This window comes from Dehalococcoidia bacterium, assembly GCA_035310145.1.
GTDB lineage: Bacteria > Chloroflexota > Dehalococcoidia > CAUJGQ01 > CAUJGQ01 > CALFMN01.
Genome location: DATGEL010000004.1, coordinates 1 through 10,247, shown reverse-complemented (window position 1 = coordinate 10,247; position 10,247 = coordinate 1). Strand labels below are relative to the sequence as shown.

At 70.8% G+C, this 10,247-nt stretch carries 9 protein-coding genes; 5 read left to right on the top strand and 4 right to left on the bottom strand.

Going from position 1 to position 10,247, the window contains the following annotated elements:
- The 3 genes from VKV26_00575 to VKV26_00565 all read left to right on the top strand — a co-directional run.
- Positions 1 to 244: PEP-utilizing enzyme (locus VKV26_00575; GenBank protein HLZ68379.1), on the top strand; the 244-nt coding region annotated here is incomplete at its 5' end.
- Between the two features lie 254 nt (positions 245 to 498).
- Positions 499 to 1,311, top strand: coding sequence for an enoyl-CoA hydratase/isomerase family protein (locus VKV26_00570; GenBank protein HLZ68378.1), 813 nt, complete (start codon positions 499 to 501; stop codon positions 1,309 to 1,311).
- Between the two features lie 18 nt (positions 1,312 to 1,329).
- Positions 1,330 to 1,770, top strand: a complete 441-nt coding sequence (locus tag VKV26_00565; GenBank protein ID HLZ68377.1) for an HIT family protein — start codon at positions 1,330 to 1,332, stop codon at positions 1,768 to 1,770.
- 50 nt (positions 1,771 to 1,820) lie between these two features.
- On the opposite strand, the gene VKV26_00560 is transcribed toward VKV26_00565, so the two are convergent.
- The 3 genes from VKV26_00560 to VKV26_00550 all read right to left on the bottom strand — a co-directional run bounded on the left by VKV26_00560 (position 1,821) and on the right by VKV26_00550 (position 5,036).
- Positions 1,821 to 2,840 (bottom strand): LLM class flavin-dependent oxidoreductase, encoded by a 1,020-nt coding sequence (locus VKV26_00560; GenBank protein ID HLZ68376.1) that lies wholly within the window; start codon positions 2,838 to 2,840, stop codon positions 1,821 to 1,823.
- Positions 2,840 to 4,021 carry a CoA transferase gene (locus tag VKV26_00555; protein HLZ68375.1) on the bottom strand — a complete coding sequence of 394 codons (1,182 nt, stop codon included), beginning with the start codon at positions 4,019 to 4,021 and terminating at the stop codon, positions 2,840 to 2,842. The genes VKV26_00560 and VKV26_00555 overlap by 1 nt, the downstream gene beginning before the upstream one ends.
- Before the next feature lie 226 nt (positions 4,022 to 4,247).
- Positions 4,248 to 5,036 carry an MBL fold metallo-hydrolase gene (locus VKV26_00550; GenBank protein HLZ68374.1) on the bottom strand — a complete coding sequence of 263 codons (789 nt, stop codon included), beginning with the start codon at positions 5,034 to 5,036 and terminating at the stop codon, positions 4,248 to 4,250.
- A 176-nt stretch (positions 5,037 to 5,212) separates the two neighbouring features.
- Here VKV26_00550 and VKV26_00545 point away from each other — a divergent pair, with 176 nt between their 5' ends.
- Both VKV26_00545 and VKV26_00540 read left to right on the top strand, forming a co-directional pair.
- The gene (locus tag VKV26_00545) at positions 5,213 to 5,563 is read left to right on the top strand and encodes a hypothetical protein (GenBank protein HLZ68373.1); all 351 of its coding nucleotides are present in this window, start codon (positions 5,213 to 5,215) and stop codon (positions 5,561 to 5,563) included.
- Between the two features lie 149 nt (positions 5,564 to 5,712).
- Complete coding sequence (locus VKV26_00540) at positions 5,713 to 6,366, top strand: DJ-1/PfpI family protein (protein HLZ68372.1); 654 nt, start codon at positions 5,713 to 5,715, stop codon at positions 6,364 to 6,366.
- A 19-nt stretch (positions 6,367 to 6,385) separates the two neighbouring features.
- On the opposite strand, the gene VKV26_00535 is transcribed toward VKV26_00540, so the two are convergent.
- Positions 6,386 to 9,763, bottom strand: coding sequence for an FtsX-like permease family protein (locus VKV26_00535; protein HLZ68371.1), 3,378 nt, complete (start codon positions 9,761 to 9,763; stop codon positions 6,386 to 6,388).
- Between the last annotated feature and the right edge of the window lie 484 nt (positions 9,764 to 10,247).

The window sequence follows — 10,247 nt, the reverse complement described above, 5'->3', positions numbered from 1 at the left end:
GGTCGCGCCCTTCACCGACGCGCCCTGGACGCCCTTGTTCGTGCCCGCGGCGGCCGTGGTGGTGGAGACCGGCGGTCTGCTCTCGCACGCGGCCACCGTGGCGCGGGAGTTCGGCATTCCCGCCGTGGTCGCGGTCAAGGGTGCGACACAACTGATCAAGACCGGCCAGCTGGTCACCGTCGACGGCATGACAGGCACGGTCACGGTAGGGAACAGGGAACAGGGAACAGGGAATAGGGAATAGGGAATAGAGGGCGAAGGGCGGAGGGCATAGGAGTTTGGAAGCTGTGCGCGCCCCGCTGCTCCTGCCAACGTTCGCCCCCTTCTCTCCCATGCGCCCGTCGCCCGCGGCATATCTCCATGCATCTGTGTATGGGAGAGAAGGGGGTCGGGGGGTTATGAGGGCCCCGCCGCGGCGGCGGTCGGCGTCGCCGCGCTTGCGGGCCGCCGCGCTTCCGCTGGAAAATGCGCTGGGCGAAGGTGCGGCGGAGGCGCGCGATGGCGACGGAGACGGCGGCGTGGGTGGGCTACGAGGACGTGTTGCTGGAGCAGCGTGGCGGCGTGCTCGTGGTCACGCTGAACCGGCCGGAGAAGCTGAACGCGCTCTCCGCCGCGATGCGCCGCAGCCTGCGCCGCCTCGGCCTGGAGCTGCCGGCGCGCGAGGACGTGAAGGCCGTTGTGATCACGGGCGCGGGACGTGGCTTCTGCTCCGGCGCCGACCTCAGCAGCGGCGCCGGCCCGGCCTACGCGACGCCGCAAACGCGCATGGAGAAGCTGGAGCCCAACTACGCCTGGCTCGACCGGCTGCGCAAGCTTGACGTTCCCGTGATCGCGGCGGTGAACGGCGCGGCGGCGGGCGCCGGTATGGCGATTGCCTGCGCCTGCGACCTGCGCATGATGGCGGGCTCGGCGAAGTTCCATCCCGGCTTCGTGCGCCGCGGCCTGGGACCGGACAACGGCCTGAGCTGGACGCTGCCGCGGCTGGTCGGCCCGGCACGGGCGCTGCTGATGCTCTGGACGGGCGAGCCGATCGGCTCAGACGAAGCGCTGCGCCTGGGCCTGGTGGAGCAGGTGACGCCGGACGGCGAGGCACTGGAGGCGGCGCTGGCGCTGGCGCAGCGGCTGGCCGGGGGCGCGACGCTCTCGATCGCGCTGGCGAAGCGCGCCGTCGCCCGCGCCTTCGAGCGCGACTTCCTCGCCCACGGCGAGTGGGAGCAGTTCTCGCAGGACATCCTGCGCACCAGCGAAGACGCCAAAGAGGGCCGTCTCGCCTTTCAAGAAGGCCGCCAACCGCGGTTTGTGGGGCGATAGGGTCTGGTAAGGGCAGTTATGGCAGAGTGCCCGCTTTGTGCCGTGGCGTTGGGGCCGGTAGTTGCTGAGGGACGACACTGGCGGCTGATCCTGAACCACAATCTGGATCTACTGGGAAAGTGCTTCCTGACGCTGCGTCGTCATATCGAGTCGATCACCCTCGTTTCTGCAGAAGAGTGGACCGACCTGCGCGGACTTGTCATAGAGGCTACCAGGGCGCTCGAACTCGCGTTTGCTCCCGACCACTTCAACTACGCGTTCCTGCAGAACCAGGACCGCCACGTTCATCTGCACGTCATGCCGCGTTACGCCTCAATCCGGACATTCGGCGGCGCTGTCTTCTACGATGACACATTTCCAGCGCACTATGCCGTCGGCGAACCGCCAAGACGCCTCGATGATGAACAGACAGAATCACTGATCGAACTGTTGCGGGCCAGTCGCACCACTGGGACGTAAAGACAGATGGCGAACGCAGTGCAGACGGGTCGGAGCCAGGCAATCGCGCCTCACCCCGCCGCGACGGCGCTGTCCAGCAGTGGGGCGACGTGGCTGATCGCCAGCTCGTGCGTGCGCAGGATCTCGCGGTGGGTCTGGCCGATCAGGCGCGCCTGGAAGGCGACGTGGGTGAGGCCGAGCGCGGCGGCGACGCCCGCGATCTGCTCGGCCACCGCTTCCGGCCCGCCGGCGGCAAAGTTGATGCGGTGCATGATCGCCGGCAGCGATTCGTCCTCCAGCCGCTGCACGGCGCCGCTGCGCGTGTAGCGATCGTAGTAGGCGCGGATCACCGGCTCGGCGCGGCGCATGGCGCGGTCGTGGTTCTCGTCCAGGATCAGGTGCAGCGTCTGCTGCAGCTTGCGCGTGGCAAGGTCGTGGCCGTGCTCCGCCAGCGCCTCCTGATAGACGGCGACGTGCTCGGACGAGGTCTCGATCGTCTTGAGGCTGGGCAAGAGCAGGTGATGGCCCAGCTCGCCGGCCACGCGCGCCGCGCCCGGCGTCGAGGCCGCCACCCAGACCATCTCGGCCGGCTCCTGCAGCGGCTGCGGCGCCACGCGCACACCGTCTGCCCCGCCGATCGCGCCGATGCTGCTGCTTACCGGCTCGCCCGCCCAGGCGCGGTGCAGCCAGAGCAGCGACTCGCGCAGCCGCTCGTGCTTCCCTTCTTGAGCCACGCCGAAGACGCGCATCTCGTCCGGCACGCCGCTGCTGCTGATGCCGCACTCCAGCCGCCCGCCGGAAAGCTGGTCGAACAGCGCCACGTTCTCGGCCAGGCGCAGCGCGTGGTAGAACGGCGCCGGCAACACGGCCGTGCCCAGGCGGATGCGGCTTGTCTGTCCGGCGGCGTGCATCAGGAAGAGCAGCGGCGAGGGGGCGCGGCCCTTCGCCGGCGAGAAGTGGTGCTCCGCCACCCAGGCGATCTCGTAGCCCAGCGCCTTCGCCGCCTGCATCTGCTCGACCACGTCGGCGTAGACGCTGGCCGCCGGCTCGCCCGCGGCGCTCTCCAAATGATGCAGCACGGCGAAGCGCATCAGATCACGCCTCGCGTACGCAGGTCGCCCATCTGCTCCCAGTCGTAGCCCAGGTTCAGCAGGATCTCCTCCGTGTGCTGGCCCAGCTCCGGCGCCGCGGCGCGGACCTTGCCCGGCGTGCGCGAGAGGCGCACCGGCACGCCCGGCACGCTGATCTGCCCACGCGTGGGATGCGGAATATCCACGATGTACTCGTTGGCGCGTACGCCGGGGTCGGCCGCCACTTCGACATGGTCGCGCACCGGGCCGCTGGCCACATCGTGCGCGTCGAGGATCTTGAGCCATTCGTCGCGCGGGCGCTGGCGCAGGCAGGCGGCCATCTCGGCCGTCAGCTCCTCCGCGTGGTGCGCGCGGGCGAAGGGGTCGCAGAAGCGCGGATCGTCCTGCCATTCCGGGTGGCCGAGGGCCTTCGTTAGCCCCGGCCAGACTTTCGGATCAAGGATGCCGATCGCCAGCCACTTGCCGTCGCCGCAGCCGTAGGCGCGGAAGAGCGGGTTGCCGCCGGCAAGGCCCGAACCGTGCACGCCGTCCTGCAGGTTGCGGCAGAAGCCCATCGCCTGGAAGGCGATCTGGCCGCCCAGCAATGAGGAATCGACGTGCTGGCCCACGCCGTCGCGCTCGCGGGCGATCAGCGCCATCGCCACGCCCCAGGCCAGGAACATGGCGCCGACGTGGTCGGCGTGGCCGCCGGTGACGGTGTGCGGCTCGTGCTCCGGGCCGCCGCCCTGCGAGAGCATCATGCCGCTCACCGCCTGGCCGATCACGTCGAAGCTAGGCCGCTTCGCGTCCGGCCCGAGCTGGCCGTAGCCCGAGGCTGAGGCAAGGATGATGCGCGGGTTGATGCTTGAGAGCTGCTCGTAGCCGAAGCCCAGCCGCTCCATCACGCCGGGCCGGAAGTTCTCGGTCACCACGTCCACACGCTCGACCAGCTTGTAGACGATCGCCTTGCCTTCGTCGGTGCGCACGTCGAGCGTGATGCTGCGCTTGTTGCGGTTGTGCGCCTCGAAGTAGCCGGAGTAGCCGTCCGCCTGCATGCCCAGCGAGCGGCCTAAATCCCCGTTGCGCCGCTCTTCAACTTTGATCACGTCCGCGCCCATGTCGGAGAGCATGACGGTGGCAAACGGCCCCTGCTGGTAGCGGGTGAAGTCGAGGATCGTGATGCCTTCGAGCGGTGCGGCCATGGTGTGCGATCTCCACGGGCAGAACTGGGGATGGGCGCGATCGGTTGCGGCTGGCGCCTGCCGCCATGATACACGGAGGGCGTAGGGCGACGGGCGACGGGACAGGGGTGCAGGGACCGCCGTGGCAGACGGCCCAAGCAGGTGCGGCGTAGCGAGAGGAACGAGCAGCGTGGCGGTCGCATTCGTCACTCCTACGCCGCATGCCCTGCGCCCTCGCTGCGCCGGCTCACAGATCGATCGTCATACCGTCTTCGGCCACCCGGGCGCCGGCTTCGGCCAGGTGGCGTTGCATCTCCGCGCCGATGTGCACCAGCACCAGCCGCCGGCAGGAGAGCCGCGATCGCCGCGCCATCAGCTCGGCGTGGCTGAGCATCGTGCGCTGCGGCAGGGCGAAGGTGTAGGTCTGGCAGATGAACAGGTCGGCATCCATGCAGAGGGGCAGGATCGCCTCGGTCCAGGCGGTGTCGCCTGAGTAGGCGAGCGTGCGTCCGGCCAGTGTGAGCCGGAACATCAGCGCCTCCGGCGTGTGCACGGCGGCGAACGGCAGCACGCGCAGCGCGTCGATCGTGCTGCCGCTGCCCGTGACGAGCGTGACGAAGCGCAGCGCACCGGCGGCATGCGCGGCCTCCAGCGCCCCAGACCAGCGGAAGAGCGCCAGCGCCTCGCGCAGGAACTCCTCCGTCCCCTCCGGACCGGCGATCGTTAGGGGCCGGGCGCGCGGCGGCCGGGCGCCGTCGCCTTCGCGGTTGGCGACGAGATCGAGCAGCAGCAGCGGCAGGCCGCCGGCGTGGTCGCCGTGAAAGTGGCTGAGCAGCACGCCGTCGATCGAGTCCGGGTCGATACCCGCCCGCGCAAGCGCCACGAGCGTGGTGGCGCCGCAATCCAGCAGGAAGCGGCCGCCCGCGCCCGCGTCGATCAAGATCGCGCTTTGCAGGCGGCCGCCGCTGGCGAACGGATCGCCGGTGCCGAGGAAGATCACGCGCAGGCCGGCCGATCGGTCCGTCGCTTCGCTCATCGCCCCAGTCTGGCACAGCGCCCGGCCGCGGGCGATGGCGCGACTGCGGTGCGGCACCGGGCGACCGGGCGTGGCTTGACTGGGTACGGATTCTGTTGCACTATGCACCGTGAGTTACCTGTTACCAAGTTACCTCGGTCCCAATCACCATGGTTGCAGGTATGTGGAGGACGACGATGGCAGAGGCAGCCGAACCGGTCACCGCTGAGCGGGTGCAGTTGGGCGTGCGTATGGAGAAGCGGCTGGTCAAAGTCCTGAAGGGGCTGGCGGAGTTCGACGGCATCACGCTGGGGCAGCTGCTCGAAAAGATCGTGCTGCACTCCTTCGAGCCGGTGCCTGGGCAGGAGGGCGAGATGGCCGCCAGTCCGCACGGCAAGCGTTCGCTGGCGGCGATCGCCGACCTCAAGCGCATCTACGGCCTGGAGTACGACACGCACGCCGCCCGCCGGTTCCGCGAGCCCCCGGGCGCCCGCACGGGCGCGCCGGCGAAAGAGCACCGGCCCAAGTTCGCCGGCGGCGCCGAGTGAAGGCGTAGACTGGCGGCCGTCGTCCGCTCGCCGTCGTTGCCAACGCTTGGCGCACCGGCGAGACCTGGGGTACGGCGGCAAGGCTGACGGGCGCAGGCCCGCGGCAGCGACGGCCGCGCCACGCCCGCGACGAAGGTGAGGGAAAGCGCATGGAGATCGCGATCGTCCTCTTCGACGGCATCACCGCGCTGGACGCGATCGGCCCCTACGAGGTGCTGACGCGGCTGCCCGGCGCGGAGGTGAAGTTTGCGGCTAAGGCCCGCGGCCTCGTGCGCACCGACAATCTGCGGCTCGGCCTCAGCGCCGACTACGCGCTGGATGAGATCACGGCCCCGGAGATCCTGCTGCTGCCCGGCGGCCTCGGCACGCGCCCGCTGATGCACGACCCCGGGCTGCTGGAGTGGATTCGCGGTGTGCACCGCAGCACGCAATGGACGACGTCGGTCTGCACGGGCGCCCTGCTGCTTGCCGCCGCGGGGCTGCTGGAAGGGCTGGAGGCGACGACGCACTGGCTGGAGCGCGAGACGCTGGCGCGGTACGGCGCCCGTCCTGTTGCCCGGCGCGTGGTGCGGCAGGGCAAGATCATCACCGCCGCCGGCGTCTCGTCCGGCATCGACATGGCGCTGACGCTGGCGAACGAGATCGCCGGAGCGGAGACGGCGCAGGCGATTCAGCTCGCCATCGAGTACGACCCGCAGCCGCCCTTTGATGCCGGCTCGCCGGAGAAGGCGCCGCCCGCGATCGTGCAGGCGGCGCGGGCGAAGGCCGCTGCGCGGGCCGCGAAACCGGCCGCGAGCGCGTAGACCGGCGACGATGCCGCCGTCACTCCGCTTCGCGCAGCACGGCGCCGGGCGAGCCGGCGGTGAAGAGCCGCGCCGCCAGCGCGATGCTGAGCGCCACGATCGCCGCCAGCAGGCCGAGCGCCACGCCGAGCACGGCCCAGTTCGTCACCAGCACGAAGGGCGGCTGCACCTTCTCGCCCGTCTCCGTCACGCTGAGGAAGGAGAGCATCAGCCGGCTCACGCCCAGTCCCAGCGCCACGCCGATCGCCGCGCCCACGATCGAGACGATCGCGAACTCGAAGACCAGCATGCCGAAGACGCGCCGCCGGCCCAGGCCGAGCGTGGTCATCACCGCGAACTCCAGCCGCCGCCGGCGCAGCGAGTTGAACAGCGTCACCAGGAACGCGCCCGTCACCAGCGCCAGGGCGGCGACGAACGAGAGGAACAACACGCCGCTGCCGCTGGCCACGAGCAGCGGGTCGGCGCCGTTCAATGTCAGCAGGTGGGCGCGATCGATCAGCGCGTTCAGTTGATACGGCGAGCTTTGCAGCGTGCGCACCAGCGCCGCGCGGTCGGCGCCCGGCGCGGCCTGCAGCCAGACCTCGTTAGCCGTGGCCTGCGGCGAGTCGGTGATGCGGTCCAGCCATTCGACCAGGTGGGCGCGGTTGAGCAGCACGTAGGGCGCCTGGCGCGGGTCCAGCGTCGGGAACAGATCGATGATCGCCTGGATGCGGATCGGCACGAGGTGATCGGCCACGGCCAGGCTGCTGATGCCGCCGACCTTGAGCCCGGTGATGCGGGCGAACTCTTTGGAGACGACGGCGGGCAGCGGCACGTTCGGGTCGGAGACGTAGAAGCCACGCACGCCGGCGGTGTCGGTGCCGGTGGGGAAGCTGAAGCACAGGGCGCGCGTGCCGCCGTGGTGCTGGTCGCTGGTCACGGCCGCCTCGTCCTGTTCGCCGGCGTTGGTCAGCGCCGGCCGCCAGTCGTTTGACTGCTCGAAATCTTCGACGGCCTGCGAGCTGCCGTCGGGCTGCGTGACGCTGAAGTCGTCGAAGTAGACCGGCTGCGGCTTGCCCTGGAGCTGGCTGCCCGGCTCGGTCATCACGATCGCCACGAGGCTGGCCGGGAAGGCCGGCGCCGTGCCCACGCGGCTGAGCTTGCCGCTGAGCTGGCGCCAGCCGGTGAAGTCGAGCGAGCCCAGCTCGTACAGCTGATACTCGCCGTTGGCGTCGCGCAGGCGCGCCCAGACCGTGGTATTGGACTGCGGCGCCTGCACGTTCGCCCAGAGGCTGAAGCTGACCGGCTGGCCCGGCAGCGGCTTGCCGATCTGCGCCGTCGGCTTACCGAGCTGTTCCGTGATCGTGTCGAGCGATTCCCCCGCCAGCCCGCCGCGGAACCAGAGCATCTGCCGCGCGGCGCTCGGGTCGAAGGCGAGCAGTTGCAGCGGCACGCGGCCGGCGCCGGGCGTGCCCAGCTCGGCGTCCAGGCGCGTGACGCCGCTCGCCTGCGCCACCCCGGGCGCCTTGCCGAAGCGGGCGTCGACCGTGGCCGGCTGGTCGCGGCCGGTGCCCGCGGGCAGGGCGCCGCGCAGGTCCGTGCCCGCCTGGTAGAGCACGCGCTCGCGGAAGCTGCGCGTGGTCGTGTCGCTGTAGCTGGCGGCGAAGGCGCCGACGGCCACGCCCATCATCAGCAGCAGGCCGAGGCGGGTGTACTGCGCCGGGTTGCGCGTGAGCTGGCGCAGGCCGGAGACGACGGTGACGCCCGAGGCCGCGGCCGAGAGGCGCGCCGCCAGCCGCAGCGCCGGCGGATAGACGCGCAGCGCCAGCGCCGCGATCGCCAGGGTGAGCAGCGCGGGCGAGAGCAGCAGCAGCGGGTCGGAGGAGAGCCCGCCCGCGCCGCCGGTCTTGAACACGGCGCCGCGCTGGTTCAGCTCCCAGAGCAACATGCCGCAGACGGCGGCCAGCGCCAGGTCGACGTAGTAGCGCTGCACCAGCGCCTGCTGGGGCCGGCCCGCCGTGCGCCGCGCCAGCGGCCCGCCGAACAGCGCTCCGATCGCCGCCGGCACCAGCAGCGCCAGCACGGCCAGCAGCGCCCCGAGCGCCGCCAGCGCGAAGGCGAGCGCATCGACGTGCGCGGGGATCAGGCTGCCGCCGGTGACGTCACGGAAGGCGGGCGTGAGGCCGAGCAGCCGCGTGACCAGCACCGCCAGGAAGGGCGCGACGAGGGCGCAGGGCACGGCCAGCACCAGCCCCTCGGCCAGCGTCACGCCGAGCAGTTGCGCCGGGCTGGCGCCGCGGCTGCGCAGGAGCGCCGTCTCCGGCGTCTGGCGCTCGACGATCATCGCGCCGACGATCACAACGTAAAACAGGGCGATGGCGGCGATCTGCAGCAGCAGGATCACCAGCGTCGTCTGGTTGTAGGAGTACTGCGTGGCGAAGCCGTTGAGCGCGTCGGGCAGCGGGCTGAAGCCGAGAAAGCCGGCGTTCAGCACCTCGTCGCGCAGGGCGACGACGTCGTTGATCGCCCGCCGGTACGTGTCGCGCGTGAGCTTCGCCGGCTCGGCGTTGGAGAGCCACTCCTGGTTCACCCAGTAGTCGGGGAACAGCGCGCTGAGTACGCCCTGCATCGTGCCGATCGGCACGAAGGCGGGGATCTGCGGCCCCTGCTGGATGATCGGCGCGCGGCCGGCGAAGTAGCTTTCGACGCCGTCCGCCCAGATCCAGTCGTCCGGGTTCGACGGCGCGATCAGGGCGCTGACGACGGCGGGCAGGGTGAACTGGACGGTGGTGTGCGGCGTGCAGGGCGGATCGGGCGGCTGGTCCATGCGCGGCGGGTGGCGCTCGCAGTCGTCGAAGGTGTCGCCTAGCAGGATGTGATCGCCGACGTGCAGGTCGGCGTAGCCGGCGGCGCTGGCCGAAACGGCGATTTGCAGCTCGGGCGGGGCGCTGCCGGCGGCCGGTGCGGCCTGGGCGCGCGGCAGGGCGCCCTCCGTCACCTTGATGTGCCGTTCGAGCCCGTCCACGGCCTGCACGAAGACGGTGCTGCGGGCGTCGCCGGTTTGCAGCGGCTGCCCCGGCTGGCCGAGCGTGAGCGCGGGCAGCTTGTAGTAGCGGGCGGAGTCTTTGCTGAAGGAGCCGGTGCGCTGCTGCAGCCGCTTGCCGACGGCGTCCTGCACGGCGCGGGCGTCGCCGGTGCCGAGCGGGAAGCCCTGCTCGTAGGTGGTGATCTGCGTCGTGGGCGGCACGCCGAGGCGGTGCGACACGGCGAAGGCGATGCCGGTGTCGGCCATGGCGCGGGCGTAGACCGGCGCGGTGGCGAGCAGCGTGGCGGCGATCAGCACGCCGAGCAGCAGCGCGGCCAGCAGCCGTACGTTGGCCCGCATGCGCTGGTAGAGAAGAAGAAGCGCCGTGCCCACCGCCGCCCTCGCCCGACATCACCCTGCGCCGCCAGCATCAGCCGAAGTAGGCTCGGCGGTCAACCAGGCAACGGTCGAGGCCGAGGCCGCAGTGTGCTGAGTTAACTCATCGATGATGGTGCGCACGGCGTCGATGATGGGCGGCATCTCCTCGTCGAGCACCGCCTGCCAACGCGAGCTTATGCGCTCTCGGAGCGTCTCTGGATCCACCGACCAGGGGTTAGAGATGGTCAGCAGGGGAACGCTCTTTGGGTAATTCCATCCGCTCCCAAGCGGCACCTGCCAACGCCCCACCGTAATTGATTAGCGGCCGATTTGCGCCGGACTGTGCGGAGCCGTAGCGTAGCGGCTATGGGCGAGTTGGCGAAGGTCCGTCTCCTGAACCCCGTCGAGCAGCAGCAGCGCATCGACGCGCTGGAGCGGCAGGTGGGCGAACTGCAGGCGGTGATTGCCGCCCTGCGGGCCGAACTGGAGCAACTCACCC

Coding starts and splice junctions, on each gene's coding strand:
- VKV26_00565 (HLZ68377.1), top strand. CDS start 1,330: ATGGCAGAGTGCCCGCTTTGTGCCGTGGCGTTGGGGCCGGTAGTTGCT.
- VKV26_00550 (HLZ68374.1), bottom strand. CDS start 5,036: ATGAGCGAAGCGACGGACCGATCGGCCGGCCTGCGCGTGATCTTCCTC.
- VKV26_00540 (HLZ68372.1), top strand. CDS start 5,713: ATGGAGATCGCGATCGTCCTCTTCGACGGCATCACCGCGCTGGACGCG.
- VKV26_00545 (HLZ68373.1), top strand. CDS start 5,213: ATGGCAGAGGCAGCCGAACCGGTCACCGCTGAGCGGGTGCAGTTGGGC.
- VKV26_00560 (HLZ68376.1), bottom strand. CDS start 2,840: ATGCGCTTCGCCGTGCTGCATCATTTGGAGAGCGCCGCGGGCGAGCCG.
- VKV26_00570 (HLZ68378.1), top strand. CDS start 499: ATGGCGACGGAGACGGCGGCGTGGGTGGGCTACGAGGACGTGTTGCTG.
- VKV26_00555 (HLZ68375.1), bottom strand. CDS start 4,021: ATGGCCGCACCGCTCGAAGGCATCACGATCCTCGACTTCACCCGCTAC.